Raw genomic sequence first — 18,849 nt, 5'->3', positions numbered from 1 at the left:
ACTGGTCGGCGCCCGGTTCAGGCCGTGTCTCTGGGCCGCTGCGTCTCGGGCAGGTCGGCCAGGCGCGACTGCGGCAGGCCGGCGGCTTGACGGGCCAGCGCATTCAGGAGTTCACCCGCGTCCTGCGGGCGCTTGGTAGGGTCCATGGACATCGACCAGTCCACGGCCTCCAACAGGAAACTAGGGTAACGATTCTTGAGTTCGACCACGGCCGGGATCAGCCGGTCCTCCTGGTGACGATCGATCGCCGGCGGCGGCGTGCGACCCTCCATGCAGGTGCGCAGGCTGGCGCCCACGGCATAGACATCGGTCCAGGGACCCACATGGCCGCCGCGGTAGTATTGCTCCACCGGCGAGTAGCCGGCGGTGATGACCTGACCCCCGCGGGCGCGCCCGCGGCTCAAGGGGTGGACGGCGCCGAGATCCAGCAGCAGGGGCTGGTTGCCGTGGCGCAGGTGAATGTTACCCGGCTTCACGTCCAAGTGGAGCATGGAGCGGTTGTGCAGCAAGGCCAGGGCGTCCAGGATCGGCAGGAAGACGTCCAGGATGAAGGTGGTGCTCAGTCCCCCCCGGCGCTCTTGGATATAGGCCCCGAGGTTGCGTCCGCGCTCGTTGGGCATGACCAGGTAACCGGTCTGATTGGCGAGAAAGAAGTCCAGGACGCGCACGATGTTCGGGTGCTTGAGCGACGCCAAAGCCTTGACTTCCTGAAAGAAGAGTCGACGCCCGCGGTGCAGGTTCTCGATATACTGGGGCTCCGTGGCCACCAGATACCCCCGGTGGTCGCGGCGGGCAATCTTCTTGGGCATGAACTCTTTGATCACCACCTCGTCGCCTGTTTCCTCGACAAGAGCAAGGTAAATCAGGCTGAAACCGCCCTTGCCGATGCTATCGACGACTCGATAGGCGCCGAGCATGGTGTCGGGTGGCAGGCTTTCGCGGGCGGCGGCGGACATAGTGGTAAAGGCCAAACCTCATGGGAGTCGGGGGTCGCGGCCGGGGCCGCGGGCCGGCGGGGCGAGCGCACCGCGCCCGCACCGAGCGCAGCGAGTGATCTCGCCCGCACGCCTGCGAGGGTATGATAGTGCTACCCTCACTGCAATCTCCGCCGCCGCATCATGCCGCCGCGCGCAACCAAAGGCCACCCCCGATGATCAAGAGTATGACCGCCTTCGCTCGGGAGACCCGCACCGGGGACCTGGGTGAACTGGCGTGGGAACTGCGCAGCGTCAATCACCGCTTCCTCGAGCCCCATCTGCGGCTGCCCGAGGAACTGCGCGCCCTGGAACCGGCCGTGCGCGACCGGCTGACGGCGCGGCTGCAGCGCGGCAAGGTGGACTGCGCCCTGCGCTATTGCCCGGCGCTGGGGATGTCCGGCAGCCTGCGGGTCAACCGTCCTTTTGTCGAGCAATTGTTGGCGGCCGGGCAGGAGATCGCTGACCTGATCGGCCGGTCCGCGGAGCCCACCGGGTTTGAACTGCTGCGCTGGCCGGGGGTGATCCAAGAGCAGGAGCGGGACCTGGATCAGGTGACCAACGCCGCCCTGACCCTGCTGGACGATGCGCTCACCACGCTGCTGGCCACCCGGGAGCGCGAGGGTGCGCGCCTGGGCCTGCTCCTGCGTGAGCGCTGCGACCGGTTGCAGGAGTCGGTGGTGCGGGTGCGGGCGCGGATGCCGGAGGTCCTGGCCGGGGTGCGCAAGCGCCTGGCCGACCGGCTCGCGGAGATCCGCGCCGAGTTGGACCCGGGGCGTCTGGAACAGGAACTGGCCCTCCTCGCCGCCCGGCTGGACGTGGAGGAGGAGATGGATCGGCTCGAGGCCCATGTGGCCGAGGTCCGGGACGTCCTCGGGCGCGACGAACCGGTGGGCCGTCGGCTCGATTTTCTGATGCAGGAATTGAACCGGGAGGCCAACACCCTGGGCTCCAAGTCCGCGGACGTGGCGGTCACGCGCGAGGCGGTCGAGATGAAGGTCCTGATCGAGCAGATGCGCGAGCAGATCCAGAACCTGGAATAGCCGGATTTCAATCATGCATGACGGCATCCTGCTGATCGTCTCAGCCCCGTCCGGGGCCGGCAAGACCAGCCTGGTCCAGGCCCTGCTGGAGCGCGACCCGGGGCTCGGGCGCTCGGTCTCGGCCACCACCAGGGCGCCGCGCCCCGGCGAGCGCGACGGGGTGCATTACCACTTTCTCTCGGTCGACACCTTTCGCGCCGAGCTTGCCGCCGGCGGCTTCCTGGAACACGCGGAGGTCTTCGGCAATCTGTACGGGACCCGCGCGGCCGACGTGCGCCGCGACTGCACCCCGGGCCGCGGCCTGATCCTGGAGATTGACTGGCAGGGCGCCCGCCAGGTCAGGGCCTGCTTTCCGGCCTCGGTGGGGGTCTTCATCCTCCCGCCGTCCGCGCCCGAGTTGGAGCGGCGCTTACGCACCCGCGGCACCGACAGCGACGCGGTGATCGCGCGTCGGCTGGCCCAGGCGCGGGAGGACTGCGCCCATTGGGAGGAATACGACTACGTGGTGGTCAACGACCGCTTCGAGACCGCCGTGGCGGACCTGGCGGCGGTCGTCGGCGCCGAACGGCTGCGCAGCAGGCGCCAACTGGGCCTGCCCGCGTGCCTTGATGGCGATCTGCTTGCCATCTAACGAACTAATAAATAACAAGTTAGAGATATCGCGATTGGTGTGGTTGTCGTTGTCGTTGTCGTAATCGGAGAAGCGATGCGATTTGGCGTGCGAGAGAATCGGGGGCGCTACGATAATCTCGACAACGACAACGACAACGACAACGACAACGACAACGACAACGACAACGACAACGACAACGACAACGACAACGACAACGACAACGACAACAACGACCACGACCACGACCTCGACCACGACGCGACAAGCATTTCCTGGTGAGCTCAGGTCCGGACCCACGCGCGCGGGCTTTGCCCATCCTACGGAGTTCGCGCGACCACATCAGTCTGGATCACACCCCCGCCCGCCGGACGCCGGGTACGCCCACGGGCTCTTGTGCTAGGCTAAGCGTTCATGCGCGCACGCGCCGCGTCCCCGGAGCGCCCCGAACCAGGCCCCGGCCGGACCTGCCGCGCGCCCCTGCCGGTCCTGTCGTGATGGTCCGGCGAGCATTTGAACCCGTTGTTGGAGTGATTGATCGATGGCCCGCATCACCGTAGAGGACTGCCTGAACCACGTGGACAACCGTTTTGACCTGGTCCTGCTTGCGACCAAGCGGGCGCGCCAGCTCGCCAACGGCGTGGAGCCCACCTTACCCTGGCATAAGGACAAGCCGACCGTCATGGCCCTGCGCGAAATCGCCGAGGGCCGGATCACCAACGAGGTGGTCCAGGCCGCACAGCGCCACATCGACGAAACCGCCGCGGCGCTGGAACAGCGTCTGGCGGCCGAGATGGCCGCCGAGATGCGCGATCTGGACTCGGAGAAGGAGTGACGACGGCCGGCACACCCACGCACCGCGGCGCCCACGAGCGGCGGGCCGACGCCGGGTCATCTGCGTCTCACCGGACGCGGGGCGCGTCCCGGTGCGCCAGGTTGCGGTAGGAGCCGGCCCCCGGTGCCGCAGACCATGACCGACCCCCTTCCGCCAATCACGCCGCTCCCGTCGGACGCGGCTGTTGGCCCGCGCTTCCTTATCAGCGATCTGTGCGCCTCCCTGGAGTCCTACCTGCCGCCCGAGCAGGTGAGCGAGGTCTATCGCGCCTATCTGTTCGGCGCCGAGGCCCATCAGGGCCAGAAGCGCCGCTCCGGCGAGCCCTACATCTATCACCCGCTGGCGGTGGCGCGCACCCTGGGTAACATGCGCATGGACTACAAGTGCCTGATCGCCGCCATCCTGCACGATGTGCTCGAGGATACCCCGGTGGCTAAGGACCAACTCGCCCTGGCCTTCGACAGCGAGATCGCGGAACTGGTGGACGGGGTCAGCAAGCTGTCGCGGATCGACTTCGAGTCCCGCGCCGAGGCGCAGGCGGCGAGCCTCCAGAAGATGCTGCTGGCCATGACCCGGGATATCCGGGTGATCCTGATCAAGCTCGCCGACCGCCTGCACAACATGCGCACGCTCGGGGTGATGCGCGCCGAGAGTCGGCGGCGGATCTCGCACGAAACGCTGGAGATCTTCGCCCCGATCGCCAACCGGCTGGGCATCAACAGCATCCGGGTCGAACTGGAGGAACTGGGCTTCAGCCACTACTGGCCCTGGCGCCACCTGGTCCTGGAGCGCGCGGTCCAGAAGGCGAGCGGGGCGCGCCAGGAGCTGCTCAGCACGGTGGAGACCGGGATCAAGCGGCGGCTCCAGCAGGAGTCCATTCAGGGCGAGGTCAAGGGGCGCTGCAAGAACCTCTACAGCATCTACCGCAAGATGCGCGAGAAGCGGCGCTCCTTCTCGGAGGTGGTGGACGTGTTCGGCGTGCGGGTGACGGTGGACCGGGTGGACACCTGTTACCGCGTCCTGGGTCAGGTCCACAACCTCTACAAGCCGGTGCCCGGGCGCTTCAAGGACTACATCGCCATCCCCAAGGCCAACGGCTACCAATCACTGCACACGGTCCTCTTCGGCCCCCAGGGGGTACCGCTGGAGATCCAGATCCGCACCGAGGCCATGCAGCGCGCCGCCGAGTCCGGCATCGCCGCCCACTGGATGTACAAGAGCGGCGCCCAAGGCGCCGCCGCGCCCGCCAACCTGGCCAACGACTGGCTCCAGAACCTGTTGGAGATGCAGCGCGGCGACGGCAATCCCCAGGATTTCCTGGACAACGTCAAGGTCGACCTGTTTCCGGACGAGGTCTACGTCTTCACCCCCAAGGGCCGCATCCTCACCCTCAAGCGCGCCGCCACGGTGGTCGACTTCGCCTATGCCATCCACTCGGACGTGGGCAACACCTGCGTCGCCGGGCGGATCGACCGGCGTCTGGCCGCGCTCAGCACCCCGCTGCGCAGCGGGCAGACGGTGGAGATCATCACCGCCCCCGGGGCCAAACCCAATCCGGGCTGGCTCGGCTTCGTGGTGACCGGCAAGGCGCGCGCGGGCATCCGCGGCTTCCTCAAGAACCTCAAGGCCAAGGAGGCCGAGGACCTGGGTCGGCGCCTGCTCGGTGCGGAACTCAGCGTGCTCGGCGTCGACCTCGACCAACTGCCCCCCGCGCGCATGTCGGCGTACCTGAAGGACGCGGGCCTGCCGGAGACCGCCGCCCTGCTCACCGACATCGGGCTCGGCAATCGCCTGCCGGCCCTGGTCGCGCGCCGCCTGGCGGGCGGCGACGGGGACACGGCGCCCGCCGTGTCCGAAGACGCCGCCGAGCCCCACCCGCATCGCTTCGCCATCCGCGGCACCGAGGGGATGGTGGTCAGCTTCGCACGCTGCTGTCGCCCCATCCCGGGCGACGCCATCGCCGCCGTCTTCAGCCCCGGGCGCGGGATCGTGGTCCACCGCCAGGAGTGCCGCAACCTGGGCAGCCTGGAGAGCAAGCGCAACAAGCGCCTGGATGTCGAGTGGGCGGCGGAGCCGGACGGTGACTTCCCCGTCGAGATCCGGGTCGACATCGGCAACCGCCGCGGCGCCCTGGCGGTCGTCGCCGGGGTCATCGCCGAGCAGGGCTCCAACATCGAGAACGTCCAGTCCCAGGACCGGGACGGTCAGACCTCCACCCTGGAGTTCCTGGTTGCGGTGCGCGGGCGTAAACACCTGGCGCGGATCATGCGGCGGCTGCGGCAGATCCCGCTGGTTATGCGTATTACGCGGGTCAGCCGCTAAGAACTTTCACGCCAAGGGCGTAGGGTCCGCTGTGCGGACCAGCGACCCTTATGCCGGAGGCCACTGCAATGGGCATGTTCGATTCGCTCTACATCGAGATCGACGGCAAGGACACGCAGGTGCAGACCAAGCGCTTCGATTGCTGCCTGGCCAGCTACCACCTCGGCGACTGCATCGACGGCGCCACCCCCGGCGTGCGGGCCTATTTCGATGAACTGGATATCGACCAGGCCGGGCGGCTGGTCTACGGCCGCGCCGATGACGCCGCGCGCTCCCTGACCCTGTTCGTCGTCGTGGTTCAAGGCGTCTTCGCCGAATACTGTCTGGATGAAGGACGGCTGGAACCCCAGGCCATCAAGGAACGGATTCGCCAACTGCGCGAGCGCTGGGCGGACTCCACGCGGGTCATCGACTTCCTGGTCGGCGTCGTCATGAAAAAGCAGCAGACCATCGCGTCCCTCAATAGCCGCATCGCCCACGCCGCTTCAGCCATCGCCAGCGCTCGCCGTCTGCGTGCCGGGGAGGACCTCAAGGAACGCTTCGGCCTGCCCCGCGAGGCCGACGAACGCCTGACCCGCGGCGATGACCCACTGGACGTGGTGGAGTGGGCACTGGGCGAGGCGCGGTCGCGGTGGGGTTTCTGCTCCGGCCGGGGGGCTACCGCCGATCCGCTGGAGGATTATCGGCTTTAAGTCAGGCCCGCCGGTTGGCGCCTTCGCAGGCCCAGACCGCGAGGGGTCGAGGGCTTGATCTCAAGCGCCGGCCGGCATATCTTGGTTCTAAGGCCGGGGGGCGAAATTCGGCTTCAGGCCGTGTGGTTTGTGCATTCTTCCGACTAGCCCTATATCCCCCGCCTCTTATTCTCCAAAGCTGCCGGAGTGAGCGGCTTGTGGCGGAGGGGTTTTCATTGACCTTCTGCGTCGCGATCCTGGCGCAGATAGATGCGGAGCGTCTGACGCTCGATGCTGAAGGTATCCAGCAGGGTCTTGATCTGATCGCGAAGGTGGTTGGCCGATAGATTGACCTCGGCATAAACGCCGGAGGGTAGTGCCATGGCCGACCGCAGGTTAATCGGGTCGCGCGCGAAGGACCGGTTGCCGCGGCGGGTGGTGAAGATCGGATCATCCGGCAGCCGTGCGAAGCGCTCCGGATCGTGTCGCTCTAAGTGCAGGCAGAGCAGTTCGTACAGACGTCGCCAGGTGTTGACCTCGGCTTGCGCCTCGTTGCCGAGTTGGAAACCGTAGGGGCGCTTGAAGGTGAAGTCTTCGGTGAGTCCATAGGCTTGACGCTGGTCCAGGTCGCGGATGATCCGCTCGGTAGTATGGGATGTCTGATTTGCGGGGGTCACCGGGTCAGCAATTCCCGCCGCTAGATTATTTTTCGATACAACAGAGGCTTGGGAATGCCTGAAAAATAGTTTTTCGTAAACTTTCTGCTGCGAATCAGTATACTGCCGCGCACACCTCAGGTTGCGAGGCAGGTATCGATGAGTGCGCCGTTCTCCCGCAAACACCTCAGCGCCGAAGGGCTGCTGCGCGAAGCGCGGCGGGTGTTTGCCCAAATCCCCGACGAGCCCGGCCATGCGATCCCGCTGGTCGATCACCTGATGTCGGGGCTGGCCCTGTTCGGCCTGAAATACCCCTCCCTGCTGCAGTTCGAGCACGACCGCCAGGAGGTCACGACGCGGGCGAACCTCCGGGCGCTCTACGGGGTCGAACGCGCGCCGTGTGACACGCGCTTTCGCGAACGCCTTGATGCGGTCGCACCGAGCGAGCTGTGTCCGCTCTACAAGGCCCTGTTTAGTCAGCTACAGCGCGGCAAGGGGTTGGAGGGGTTTGAGTACCTCGACGGCCACTACCTGCTCTCGCTCGACGGCACCGGCTACTTCTCCTCGCAGAAGGTACACTGCCCGCAGTGTGCAGAGAAGCATCACCGCGACGGCACCACGACCTACTACCATCAAATGCTCGGGGCGGTGCTGGTGCATCCGGATCACCGGGAGGTCTTTCCGCTGGCGCCCGAGCCGATCCTCAAACCCGACGGAGCGACGAAAAACGATTGTGAGCGCAATGCGGCCAAGCGCCTGCTCAGCGAGCTGCGCCGGGTGCATCCGCACCTTAAGCTGATCGTCGTCGAAGACGGGCTGGCCTCCAACGCGCCGCACATCCGTCATCTGCAAGCACTTGATCTGCGATTTATTCTCGGCGCTAAGCAGGGCGACCATACGTTCCTGTTCGACTGGGTCGAGGCCACCGCGCAGACCGCTGAGGCCACGCTCACCGACCGGCAGGGATTCCGCCACCGCTTCCGTTACCTCAACGGCGCGCCCCTCAACGATGCCAACTTCGACCTCGAGGTGAACTTCCTTGAGTACTGGGAGCACGCCCCCGACGGCACCGTGACCCACTTCGCGTGGGTCACGGACATTCGGATCGAGCCGACCAACCTCATGACCCTGATGCGAGGTGCCCGCGCACGCTGGAAGATCGAGAACGAGACCTTCAACACCCTCAAGAACCAAGGCTACCACTTCGAGCACAACTTCGGTCACGGTCAACAGCACCTCAGCACCGTGCTCATGCACCTGATGATGCTGGCGTTTCTGATCGATCAGATCCAGCAACGCTGCTGCCGACTGTTCCAGACTGCGGTGACGGCCGCCAAGAGCAAGACCCGCTTCTGGCGCAAGCTGCGCACCCGCTTCGACCTGTGCCTGATCCCCGACTGGGAAACCCTCTACCGCTCCATTATTACCCCGCCGTCGCTCCCCCTGGGCGCCGACACCTCGTAGGCGCCGGCCGTGACCGCGGGTGCGCGAAGCGCCGTTCTTGAGGGGGATCGTCAGCCAACCGTTTCAACATCGCCGTGCGTCGGTGAGGGGTTGCTGTGCCTGGCTGTGCGCCCTGCCGCCGCGTGCTCGCCCCGGTTGACCTCGCGGCGGCCGAGCGGGAATTGCTGTCACCGGGTCATCGAGCTTGACCGCGGTGAACTGCTGTACCAAAGCCGAAAGCTCACCGGCCAATTGGTCGAAGGCAGCCATCTTGGCGTTGTATTCCTTCTTGAAGGCAACGCCCTCATCCAATGCCTGGCTGTCGTTGTGGTCGATGCTCTGCCAGATGTCGTCCGACAAGGCCAACAGGTCTTCGCGGACCTGCTCCAGTTGCTCTAGGATGCTCCGAATTCTGTTTGTCATCAGATTCTTGCTCTGTGCAAATTCGAGGTTTCGGCCTGTTGCGGTGGGGTCTCGGGCCCGCCTACAGCCTGGTAATCGCGGACTTGCCCCCGGGCGCAGCGGTAGTGCCTGAGAGATTGCCCCACTCGGTCAGCAAAGACGCCAGACCGCTTTCTGGTGCGATATACGGGGTGAGCAACTCGCTGGCGAGTGCGAGGACCAGCCGGTTACGTGCCAGCGCGGTCTCGCGCGTGGTGCGACGAACGCGGTCGGGATACGCCGTCACTACCAGCAGGGTCCCGTTCGTCAGGGGCGCGCGCTCCTGCTCCGGCGGATGGTACTCCTGCATGCCGCGCGCCAGTATTTTGACGACGCAGCCGTTGCGACGCAGCACCGAGCGCAGCACCTGTTGCTCCAACGGGGAGTGGAAGCCGCTCAGGATCACCCGTCCGTCGCGGACCCACGGGGGAACCAGTTCCAAGGTATCGAGCAGGATGCGACCGGGACAGTCGCGAGAGGCGAGCAGGCCAAGCAAGGGCCCAGCGAGCAACGCAGGATTGCCGACGGCATGGAGGGTGGCGGGTTTTGGATCCGGCAAGGTCCGGCTTGCCCGCTCCGGCAGGGGGAGTGGGATCGGCCTCAGCGCCCCCGCCCGCGGGGTCACAGCGCCCGCCGGATAATGAAAGCGGCCGCATAATATTGTTTCATAAGCTGTTTTCTTGCTTTTCCTGCCCATTATCCAGCGGCAGGGATAATGAAGCATCCGCACCGAGATCGCTGTCCGGGTTAGGTTTCTTGTACACTGTATGGCGCTTTCCGCCAGCGTCGTCGCGCAACAATACGCCTTGCTCCACCCAGCGTTTGAGCATCTTGGATGCCTTCAGGGTGTCCAGCCCCGCGATCTGGCACAAATCGCTGTTGGCCAGGGCGCCGTTGCGGTCGATCCAGTCGCTCACCTGCTCCCAGATGGGCGGGCGTTCCTCGTTGCGCAGGGTCACGGTCACGGAGGGTTGGGCCGTATCGCGGTTCTCGCCGTAGAGCGGCGGGTACAGGTTCGCCGCGCGCATCTCGGCGAACATCATCCGCACGCCCTCGCCGGCATCGACATTGGGCGGCTCGGGAAACTCGCGCAGGTTGCGGGCGATCAGCGGATTGCGGGCGAAAGAGCCGGCCCGGCTCACATTGGCCGGCGTGATGGTGCCGGGAAAAAGGCCCGGGCTGAGGACCTCGATCCGGTTGTCGAAGATGCCAATCTGGACATCGCGGTTCAGCCGGTAGTCACGGTGGATCAGCGCGTTCGTAATGGCCTCCTTGATCACCCGCTCCGGATAACGATGCACCGTCTTGAAACCGGAGGCCGCCAGCGTCAGCCCCGCCGCGAGTTCGTCAAGCACATAGGCGCTGGCCTGGGCGATCTGCACGGGCAGGGGACCGGAAATCGTCTTGGGCGCCTTGAGCAGGTTGGGTACCGCCCCCGGCTCGATGCGGTTACCACGATAGTGAAACACCCGCACATCAGCCCGCGTTTGCTGGGCCGCAAGAAGACCGCCCGGCTCATAGGCGAACAGCAGCACTGCCGCGCGCACCGGTTGCAGCTCGCCCCCCACACGTTTCGCGAGGCCAATACGAAACAGCCGGTCGGGCAGATCGCCAGTGAGAAAGCCTCGGTTGGTCGCAAAACGCTGCCAGGTGTCCGTCTCCAGCAACTCGAACGGCACGGCCACCGGCTCGGATTCGGCGCTGATGACACCGCGCCGGTAGGACAACTCGGTGATCTCGCTGGCGGACATCTCGCGATTGCTCGCATCCAGGCGGGTCCAGGTCCCGTCATCGAGAATAGAATGCACCTTAGGGCTTTGGGGAACGATGAGCAGCAGCACATGACCATCAGTTCCGTCCCGCAACTGGCAGGCGACCCGCACCCAGCGCAGGCCATCCACCGCTGGAAGCAGATGGGTGAGCGCCTTGCGGCGAAGTTCATCCACCGCCTCAGGGTTTTCCGCCAGCCCGTAGAGTCTGTCCGCACCCTTTGCCTTCGCGAGGTCTTCAAAGCCTAATGCCAGGTTGCCGCCGGACGTGTTTGCGAAGGCGCATAGGGTTTCCAGGGCCTTGCCCACCATCTTGCCGGACACCCGCTTGGCCTCGAAGCGGGAGGTTTCCGGTTGAGCCAGCAATTTGGCGATCAAGGCTTCCGCCTGGGGGCCAGTCAGGTTATCCATGCCTTGGGCTCCTCGTCAGATTAGGTTTGACACTGCCTGACCACCGAACATCAATACCAGAAGAAAATCGGCAAACCGGGAGAGAATAAAGGAATTGGGGCGCATTTTTCATTCCTCGTCGCTGGTACTGCCCATGCGATACTTAATGTCGTAGTTCATGATAAAGTCGACCTCATCGGCCGTAAGTTTATACAGCTCGGCCAACCGCAAATCGATCAGATCAATCGTATTCTTGCAGCGCGCTCCGTAGTATTCGTCATACTCGATCCGATCAACAGCGCCACCGCGCTTGGAAGCAATCGCCTTGCGTTCCGAGTGACCGTCGAGATCGCACATCAAGCGCTCATTCAAGTTCGCAAGGTCCTTATCTGCGATAAGATCTGAGGAAACCGGAAAGCCCGCTGCGATTGTATCGCTTAAATGAAAACAGTCGGAGTAGGCTATGAAGTAGACGTAAAAGAGACTGCTGTTTAACAAAGCGGCTGCAGTGCCGGCTTTCCGTGAATCATCGAAGTAAATAAACCGCCCATGCGCCGGCGCCGATCGCAACCCATTCTTAGAATAAAACGGAAGCATCGAAGTCGCCTTGGTCCAATACTGTGTTGCCTCCTGATAGAACACATAGTGGTCAGCAGCCCGACGAACTCGAAACGCGCCTACATTTCGTGCGGACGTGCTACGGACCTTACTGAAAATAGAAGCAGAGAGTGGGTTTGAATGCTTTGCAATGATTCTGCCGGCCTGCGCACTATCCGCTTCCACGGCAAAGCGCATAGTGTCAAACAGCACATCGCGGTTCGCGGTCGGCCATCGCTGATAACCTGTCGTAAAAGTCAAAGCGTTTGACCTGCCCTGTTTAGCAAAGAAAATTGCTGCGCGGCAGTGTTGTAAACCATCGAAAAGCTTCCCTGGGCGGTCATCGAACGTCATTACCCAGAGAATTGCACTCGCGTTTCTAAGCGTTTCGCGTAAACCGCTCATGCGCGACGAACAGACCAAAGGTAATTGTACGATGAAGCTGAATCGAGAACTCTCCTGACACAGAACAAGACTCCGCTCAGTACATAGCCCATAAAGATTACCGCACGACTCTGTTTCGTAGCTGTTGACGGTATAGGTTTCCCGAACTGCCGAATACTCTTTCCAAGGTGGATTCCCAATCACTGCATCAAACCCACCGTTCCGCATGATTCCATAAAACTCCGCGAACCAGTGAAAGGGCTGGTGACTTGCACGCCACGCGGTTAACGCACCGGCATTACCCGGATCGATACCGTAATCGCGCGCCAGGTAACTGTCCAGGTCCGCGCTCAGGCCCCGGAGCTTATCGCGCAAGCGGCCCTTGTCTGCGGCGGTGACCCTACCGCCATGGACTGTCTGCTGCTCGCGGAAGCGCTCAAAGAGATCGGCCAGGTCGGCGATGCTCGCCTTAATCTCCGCACGGTGCGCACTGTTGAAGAACTTGGATGCCTCATCGAACTGCGCCTCAGTCGCGTAGCCGATCAGGGCGTTGCCGCACCGGATGTTGAAGTCCATATCCGGGAGGGGCTCCAACTCCTGGCCGCTCTCGACCTGAGATACCAGTTTGAGAAACAGCCGCAGCTTACAGATCTCCACTGCCTCGGCCATGATGTCCACGCCGAACAGGTTGTGCAGGATAATGGACTTGTAGATGAAATAACGGCGCGACGGGTGGCGGCCGACCTCGCCAACCACTCGCTCAAACTCTTTGTCGATTGGCTTTCCCTGCTTGCGGGCGTCCTCGATGAAGCCCTCCATACGGTCGAGGCAGCCCTCATAGAGCGGCTCAAGCACATTGAGGGCGGCGAACAGGAAGGCCCCCGAACCACACGTGGGATCGAGGATGGCGATACCGTGGCGAAACCGCTCGTTGGCCCTCTCCGGTATCCGCCCGACGATGGTGCGCCAGATGGCACGCAGCAGCACCGGGCTGTCGCAGGTATCGATGACATCCTGCATGAACTGGCGGATGTTCAGATTCAGCGTAAGCAGGTCATCGCTGTCGCGCACCTCACCGCTGACGAGCCGGGTGCGCACCTCTATGCACCGGTTGCGCCGCTCGACGTATTCACGCCAGGTTTCGGTAGGCAGGGTGCCGCGCTCGCCGGTGCTGGTTTGGAAGGCCGCCTCTCGCAGGTTGTAATCAGCATTGAACATGCGCGCCTTGGGATCGTGCATACCGATCTGAACGAACTCGGGCAGGTCCGACTCGGGAACAATCTCCCCCTGCGCATCAACCACGCCAGTCTTCATGGCCGGATAGAGATAGCGGTCCGGGTCGGTCGCCAGAAGGTTCCAGACGGATGTCTGCCCGGCGAATGCCTCTTTGCACTGAGCCCGCGTCTGCTCCAACAGATATGGGATGACTGTATTCTTGCTGATGTATTCGGTGATGTCCTCCTTGGTGTAATAGGCGCCCATCTGCTTCTGGTTGATGTATTTCTCGAAGATGTAACCGAGCACGTCCGGGTTGATCTCCCGGCCGCTGCGTAGCGGGCGGTCATCCAGGTGCCAGTCGAAGTCATCGAAGAAGGCGAAAAGTTTCTCGAAGGCTTGGTCGGGGATATCGATATCCGGGTGGGCCTGCTCCAACTCATGGAGGTCGAAAAGCCCGCCGTTGAGGTAAGGAACCTCGCCGATGAGGTCCGCGAGATCATCTGCCCGCAGGGCCTTTTGCTGCCCCAGACCCTCGTGGAACAGGCGCCGGAGAAAGAGTCGGTAGAACGAATGGAAGTGACCGGTGCCCGCCTGTGCCTGGACGCACCGCAGGCGGTCGGCGAGATAGTCCGGATTGCCGTCAAGGAAACCCTTGCGTTGAATGAAATAGACGAACATGAGCCGATTGAGCATCAGGGAGGCATACCAATCCCGCTCTGCGGTCTTCGCTAGGCCGATGATGAACAGGGAAAAAGCCTGATGCTCGGCCTTAAACCGGTCATAGAATTTCTTACTGACCTTTTCCCGGTCAAAGGCGCTGCGCAGACCCTTGATGACCTCGGTCAGAGTGATGGCCTCCTCGTCCTCCAGGGACCAGACGATGTGTTCGAGCTTCTGACGTAACGCCTCGCCGCTGGTGCCCTGATGCCAGGTGTGGGTGCGGATGGCGGCAGGCTGGCCGGGGGCGCGCAGCACCCAAAGCCAGGTGAGCACGGAGGGCCCCTGGTCCGCGAAGATCAACAGGTGCTCGTGGACCAGGCGTGTCGCTTCCTTTTCGATCCTGAGTTGGACGGCCCGGGGTGGCACCTGGCCCTTGCTATCCGGGGAGCAGCGCAACGCCATCACCCCGCGCTTTTCGGCAATGGGCGTCAGTGTGAAGGTTTCACCGTTGACCACAATCGATTGGGCGGTCAGTCGGGGATGGTCCCAACCCAGTTCATTGAACAATTGCCCAAGCTTGATGCCGTTGAGTTGGGCCTGGAAGCGGGCGGGATTGATGGTCATGAGCAGTCTCGCTTATCCATGTTCACGCTTGCCAATCCTCAATGACTAGCCCGGGCACTCTCCCAAACTCACTGGTATTGTGCGTTACCAATATACGCCCGTTGGCATGGGCTATAGCCGCAATCAGCAGGTCGTTGGCGCCGATCAACTGCCCCGCGCGTCGAAGGTGGGCACGAATTTCGCCGTAACATTCCGCGGCAGGGTCATCGAACGGCAGACGAGGCCAGTTGCCGAAGGCTGTGTGCACACGTACGAGTTCACGGCTTGGGTCCACGGCTAGCCGGACGCCACAGTATAGTTCCGCCCAAACGATGCTGCACAAGGATAGTTCCTCGAACCGAGTGGCCGCGAGACGCGCCTTAAGGGTTGCATTTCGCCCGCGCAGGACTTCGATGCAGGCATTGGTGTCCAGTAAATAGCTCATCACAATACCTGGATCTCGATCAACGGCGGCTGTGGCAGTCGATCGGGGAAGTTAGGCGCAGCCCCCCAGGCGCGATCCAGCCAGTCAGGTTGCGCGAGGCCCATACTACAGATCAGGCGTGGCTCTCGCACCTCCTCCTCGTCGGCGATAACGCAGAGTCGGCCGTCTTCGCGCAGGCGTAGCACTAGGTCGGCCAAGCTATGGTCGTCGATGCCGGCCTTGAGTTGCCGATTGAGCGTATCCGCGGCGCCCGTCATGAGGGGGTTGCGATAGACCTCCTCCAGGACCCGATCGACCTGGCGGACGTGCTCGTCGGTGATGAAGAGGTCGCGCGTGTCACCCAGGGCGGCGCGATAGCGTTTGAGCCGCTCGTAGGTCTTGAACCGGGCGCCGGAAGGGCGGCCCAAGGCACCGCCGAAGGACTGCTCCTCCTTGACGATGTGCGCAAGACCCCGTTCGGTGAGCGCGTGGTGTTGCTCCTGGCGCGGCAGGGCCGGGGTGTCCGCGGCACAGGCAGCGGCCTTGAGGATGGTGAGTTGGGATTGTGTAACCGCGCGGCCCTCCTCATCCATCCAGGCGAGCGCGTCATTGCCCTGGGGGGTGCGGGTGTAAACGAGCACGCCGGGCGGGGCGCCGGGCGCGGACGGGTGGGCCTTGGTGGCATAGACCACGTCCGGCAGGCCCTCGATCTGTGCGGTGAGACCCGGGTCCGCGTCCGTGGCGTTCTTCCAGATCTGATAGGCGTAGGAGGCAAGGTCGACCTCGGTGTCCGCGTCATCGTCCAGGATGCCGCTGCGCTCCGTGTAGAGGTCCCGGACCACTTGGTCATTGCCGTCGTCCTCAAAGAACTGCTCGTCGGAGCCGACCACCTCCGCGTTCTGGATGAGCCGTCGACGCACACGCTGACGCAGCCCGATGAGACGCTCCACTCCGTCGGCGGGGACAAAGGAGTAACACAGCAGTCGATCCGCGCGCTGACCGATGCGGTCTACCCGGCCGGCGCGCTGAATGAGGCGGATGATGGCCCAGGGGAGGTCATAGTTGACGACGATGGCGCAGTCCTGGAGGTTCTGACCCTCGGAGAGTACGTCCGTGGCGATCAAGACCCGCAACATCTCCGCGGCCGGGATTTTACCGCGCTTGTCATTGGAATCCGGCGAGAAGCGCCACGCCAATTCGGTCGGGTCCGCGGATTGGCCGGTAACGGGGGCGATGGCCAGTACCCCCCGGTTCTCAAGCTGTTCGGCGAGGTAGCGGGCCGTGTCCGCAAACTGGGTGAAGACCAGCAATTTCTCTTTACCATGGTCCTCGGTGACGAGCCTGTGCAACTGCGCCAGTTTGGTGTCCTGGGCCGGGTCCCAAGCGCCGCAGACCCCCAGGACACCGATCAGGGCGCGCGCGTCGGCGCGCAGGTCGGCGGCCAGGGTGCGCTTGAACAAGGTGCTGGGCAGCCAACGGAATCGACGATTGAAGGGACCGCTATAGGCCGCGTAAGCCTTGGCCGCGCGGGTTCGGAAGTCGGCCTCCGTACGCAGGGCGTCGCGCAGGTTGACGTTGGTCTCCGGGGCGTCGTCCAGGTCGGTGTCGGTGCCGTCCGCGGTCTCCTCGTCCGCCGCCAGAGTGTCGTCCTCGTCGCAGTAGCGGGTGTCCAGCAATTCCGCGCCCTGGGTACCGATGGGTATCGGCAGCCCCTGCTCGATGGCGTGGAGAACGATGAAGTTGCGCAGGATGTGACGCTCGATGGAGAGCAGAAAGGCTGGCCCGGCACTCTCCAGACGCTTGAAGAGATTCGTACGACAAAAGCCCATGAGCCGGGTCCCGGCCCGGGAGAGGCCGGCGATGATCCGCTCCTCGTGGGCGTTGGCTGGTTGTTTTGGCTTTGGGGTCAGATAGTTGCCGAGACCATAACGGGGCAGGACGAGGGCATTGACCGCATCGACCACCGAGCTGGAGTAGAAGCGGGCGTAGGGGTCCCGCGGGTCGCTGGCGTCGATGCGGAAGGCAAGATTCTTGGGGATGCGCTTGGGGAAATAAGACTTGCTGCCGTCCGGGAACTGTAGATAGCGGCCGGTGTCGTCGCTGCTTGCATAGTTCTGCATGATGAATCCGCGCGTGCGTCGCACCATGTATAGTCGCATCAGGTCGCGCCAGTCGTCGGGGTCATTACTCTTCTCGAACGCGGCGAGCGAGCGGACCGGGCATTGATGGCGGCGGATGAACTCGTGCTCGCCCCCCAACTCGGCGACCAGCCGCTCCGGGCGGATACCCAAGTCCGTATCCTCCTTCAGGAACAGGCCAAGCTGGGCGGACAGGTCGCGATAGGTCTTGTTGTAGGGGGTGGCGGAGAGCAGGATACAGCGGCTGTCATTACGGTCGATGTAGTCGCGGATGGCCCGCCAGCGCCGGCCCTCCTTATTGCGCAGGTTGTGTGATTCATCAATGAGCACCACCCGATAGCGCCGGGTCTTCTCGGGAAGCTCGATCAGGACCCGGGAGATCGACAGGACCTTGGCGTGAAGGCGGTAGCGGTGGCAATAGTCCTCCCACATCGACACCAGGTTCTTGGGGCAGAGGATGAGGGTCTCGGTGGCGTAGTCATCCTCGAAGATCCGGGCCAGCGCGGTCGCCATCAAGGACTTTCCGAGTCCCACCACGTCCCCGATCAGCACGCCGCCGCGCTTGTTCAGATGGTGCGCGGCGATCTTGACCGCTGCTACCTGGAAGTCGAAGAGGGCATCGCCGAAGATGGCCGGAATGCGGAATTCCAAGAGCCCGGTTCGCGCCTCCTGGGCCAGGTGATAGGCCATCTTCAGATAAACGTGGTAGGGCGGAACCAGCCGGTCCGCGGCCCAGCTCTCATCGATGATGGCCGCGAGTTCCTTGGAGATGTCGATGCACCAACGCTCCCGCCAGCGATCCTCGAACCAGGCGGCGAGTTTGGCGCAGGCGTCGTGCTCCAGCACATCGACGTTCAACTCTCCTTGCTGTGCCAGGCCGGCCATGGTGAGGTTGCTGCTGCCGACGAAGCCGGTCATGGGGTTGTTGGCGTCGCGCCGGTGGACGAGATAGAGCTTAGCGTGCAGTGACCGCGGCAGGTACACCTTGACGACGAGTTGGCCGGCGCGCAGTTGTTGCGCAAGTTGCCGGAGCGCGGCCTCATCCGGATTGGTGGGTACCCCAAGGGCGAGTTGCCGTCGGAAGTCTTCCGCCAGGCGGCGTTTTTCGCGCAACGCGGTCTGGTTGTCGAGTGAATCGTCCTGGTCCTGGATGCGCAGGGCGTGCCGCAGTTCCTCGGACGGCGCGAGCTGCATCCCAACCAAGAGCCGGCAACAATGACCTTCGCCGCCGGTCCAGCGACCGACTGCGTCCGCCAGGTGACGCCAGCCGCGGAGGTTGAAGTAGCCGACACAGAAATCGGCCCGCTCACCGACCGTCAGGGTTTCTTGCAGGACCGGCAGGAGCGCTTGGTCGATGTTGTCGAAGATTCTGGGCATGGGGGCATCCTTTGTTCGCGGCGGGAGTCCAGGTTGCGGTCGAGGCGCGGATCGGTTCGCACGGCGAGCCCCTGGGGTCCGCCACCGAGCCCGGGTCCGCTGTGCGGACCAAGGACCCCGCGGTGCGCTCGGCGGCCGTGACCATCGGCGAGGCCGGATGTCCGGACCTTTACGCCAGGCGGATTGTATGCGCGGGTGATGGTCGGGTTGCAACCAGAATCGGTCGCGGGGGCCGCCATCGAGCCGACCTTGGCGGCCCCGATGGCTCTGCCGCTGGCGCTGCGGGCCTTGATC

Annotated in this window: 15 protein-coding genes; 7 read left to right on the top strand and 8 right to left on the bottom strand. The window is 63.8% G+C overall.

Going from position 1 to position 18,849, the window contains the following annotated elements:
- Positions 1-17: 17 nt before the first annotated feature.
- Entirely contained in the window at positions 18-956 is a 939-nt protein-coding gene (locus tag THSYN_RS24905) for a serine/threonine protein kinase (RefSeq protein WP_100921509.1), read from the bottom strand.
- Between the two features lie 194 nt (positions 957-1,150).
- Between THSYN_RS24905 and THSYN_RS24900 the strand changes: the two genes are divergently transcribed.
- The 6 genes from THSYN_RS24900 to THSYN_RS24880 all read left to right on the top strand — a co-directional run bounded on the left by THSYN_RS24900 (position 1,151) and on the right by THSYN_RS24880 (position 6,476).
- Positions 1,151-2,017 carry a YicC/YloC family endoribonuclease gene (locus THSYN_RS24900; RefSeq protein WP_100921508.1) on the top strand — a complete coding sequence of 289 codons (867 nt, stop codon included), beginning with the start codon at positions 1,151-1,153 and terminating at the stop codon, positions 2,015-2,017.
- Positions 2,018-2,030: 13 nt separating this feature from the next.
- Positions 2,031-2,648 carry a guanylate kinase gene (gene gmk, locus THSYN_RS24895; protein WP_100921507.1) on the top strand — a complete coding sequence of 206 codons (618 nt, stop codon included), beginning with the start codon at positions 2,031-2,033 and terminating at the stop codon, positions 2,646-2,648.
- Between the two features lie 75 nt (positions 2,649-2,723).
- Positions 2,724-2,909, top strand: a complete 186-nt coding sequence (locus THSYN_RS34990) for a hypothetical protein (RefSeq protein WP_172965332.1) — start codon at positions 2,724-2,726, stop codon at positions 2,907-2,909.
- Positions 2,910-3,168: 259 nt separating this feature from the next.
- Positions 3,169-3,462 (top strand): DNA-directed RNA polymerase subunit omega, encoded by a 294-nt coding sequence (gene rpoZ / locus THSYN_RS24890; protein WP_100921506.1) that lies wholly within the window; start codon positions 3,169-3,171, stop codon positions 3,460-3,462.
- A 135-nt stretch (positions 3,463-3,597) separates the two neighbouring features.
- Positions 3,598-5,784, top strand: coding sequence for a RelA/SpoT family protein (locus THSYN_RS24885; RefSeq protein WP_100922585.1), 2,187 nt, complete (start codon positions 3,598-3,600; stop codon positions 5,782-5,784).
- 68 nt (positions 5,785-5,852) lie between these two features.
- Positions 5,853-6,476 (top strand): hypothetical protein, encoded by a 624-nt coding sequence (locus THSYN_RS24880; protein ID WP_100921505.1) that lies wholly within the window; start codon positions 5,853-5,855, stop codon positions 6,474-6,476.
- Between the two features lie 212 nt (positions 6,477-6,688).
- Here the strand turns inward: THSYN_RS24880 and THSYN_RS24875 are convergent, their stop codons facing one another.
- On the bottom strand, positions 6,689-7,132 hold the full coding sequence (locus THSYN_RS24875) for a hypothetical protein (protein WP_100921504.1): 444 nt from the start codon (positions 7,130-7,132) through the stop codon (positions 6,689-6,691).
- Between the two features lie 138 nt (positions 7,133-7,270).
- On the opposite strand from THSYN_RS24875, the gene THSYN_RS24870 reads away from it, so the two are divergent.
- Entirely contained in the window at positions 7,271-8,575 is a 1,305-nt protein-coding gene (locus THSYN_RS24870; RefSeq protein WP_100919380.1) for a transposase, read from the top strand.
- A 63-nt stretch (positions 8,576-8,638) separates the two neighbouring features.
- Here the strand turns inward: THSYN_RS24870 and THSYN_RS24865 are convergent, their stop codons facing one another.
- From THSYN_RS24865 to THSYN_RS24840, 6 genes are all read right to left on the bottom strand, one after another.
- Positions 8,639-8,977 (bottom strand): hypothetical protein, encoded by a 339-nt coding sequence (locus THSYN_RS24865; RefSeq protein ID WP_216644625.1) that lies wholly within the window; start codon positions 8,975-8,977, stop codon positions 8,639-8,641.
- A gap of 61 nt (positions 8,978-9,038) precedes the next feature.
- Positions 9,039-9,554, bottom strand: a complete 516-nt coding sequence (locus THSYN_RS24860) for a DNA-processing protein DprA (RefSeq protein WP_157817914.1) — start codon at positions 9,552-9,554, stop codon at positions 9,039-9,041.
- 106 nt (positions 9,555-9,660) lie between these two features.
- A complete protein-coding gene (locus THSYN_RS24855) occupies positions 9,661-11,175 on the bottom strand; it encodes an ATP-binding protein (RefSeq protein ID WP_216644624.1) in 1,515 nt (504 codons plus the stop codon).
- A gap of 108 nt (positions 11,176-11,283) precedes the next feature.
- Complete coding sequence (locus tag THSYN_RS24850) at positions 11,284-14,637, bottom strand: Eco57I restriction-modification methylase domain-containing protein (protein WP_100921502.1); 3,354 nt, start codon at positions 14,635-14,637, stop codon at positions 11,284-11,286.
- A gap of 22 nt (positions 14,638-14,659) precedes the next feature.
- Positions 14,660-15,061, bottom strand: a complete 402-nt coding sequence (locus THSYN_RS37440; protein WP_100921501.1) for a type II toxin-antitoxin system VapC family toxin — start codon at positions 15,059-15,061, stop codon at positions 14,660-14,662.
- Entirely contained in the window at positions 15,061-18,555 is a 3,495-nt protein-coding gene (locus THSYN_RS24840; protein WP_100921500.1) for a helicase-related protein, read from the bottom strand. The genes THSYN_RS37440 and THSYN_RS24840 overlap by 1 nt, the downstream gene beginning before the upstream one ends.
- Positions 18,556-18,849 lie beyond the last annotated feature (294 nt).

The sequence above is a fragment of the Candidatus Thiodictyon syntrophicum genome (genome assembly GCF_002813775.1).
GTDB classification, from domain to species: Bacteria; Pseudomonadota; Gammaproteobacteria; order Chromatiales; family Chromatiaceae; genus Thiodictyon; species Thiodictyon syntrophicum.
This window is presented reverse-complemented; position numbering and strand designations above follow the sequence as displayed.

Coding starts and splice junctions, on each gene's coding strand:
- THSYN_RS24905 (WP_100921509.1), bottom strand. CDS start 956: ATGTCCGCCGCCGCCCGCGAAAGCCTGCCACCCGACACCATGCTCGGC.
- THSYN_RS24900 (WP_100921508.1), top strand. CDS start 1,151: ATGATCAAGAGTATGACCGCCTTCGCTCGGGAGACCCGCACCGGGGAC.
- gmk (WP_100921507.1), top strand. CDS start 2,031: ATGCATGACGGCATCCTGCTGATCGTCTCAGCCCCGTCCGGGGCCGGC.
- THSYN_RS34990 (WP_172965332.1), top strand. CDS start 2,724: ATGCGATTTGGCGTGCGAGAGAATCGGGGGCGCTACGATAATCTCGAC.
- rpoZ (WP_100921506.1), top strand. CDS start 3,169: ATGGCCCGCATCACCGTAGAGGACTGCCTGAACCACGTGGACAACCGT.
- THSYN_RS24885 (WP_100922585.1), top strand. CDS start 3,598: ATGACCGACCCCCTTCCGCCAATCACGCCGCTCCCGTCGGACGCGGCT.
- THSYN_RS24880 (WP_100921505.1), top strand. CDS start 5,853: ATGGGCATGTTCGATTCGCTCTACATCGAGATCGACGGCAAGGACACG.
- THSYN_RS24870 (WP_100919380.1), top strand. CDS start 7,271: ATGAGTGCGCCGTTCTCCCGCAAACACCTCAGCGCCGAAGGGCTGCTG.
- THSYN_RS24865 (WP_216644625.1), bottom strand. CDS start 8,977: ATGACAAACAGAATTCGGAGCATCCTAGAGCAACTGGAGCAGGTCCGC.
- THSYN_RS24855 (WP_216644624.1), bottom strand. CDS start 11,175: ATGGATAACCTGACTGGCCCCCAGGCGGAAGCCTTGATCGCCAAATTG.
- THSYN_RS24850 (WP_100921502.1), bottom strand. CDS start 14,637: ATGACCATCAATCCCGCCCGCTTCCAGGCCCAACTCAACGGCATCAAG.
- THSYN_RS37440 (WP_100921501.1), bottom strand. CDS start 15,061: ATGAGCTATTTACTGGACACCAATGCCTGCATCGAAGTCCTGCGCGGG.
- THSYN_RS24840 (WP_100921500.1), bottom strand. CDS start 18,555: ATGCCCAGAATCTTCGACAACATCGACCAAGCGCTCCTGCCGGTCCTG.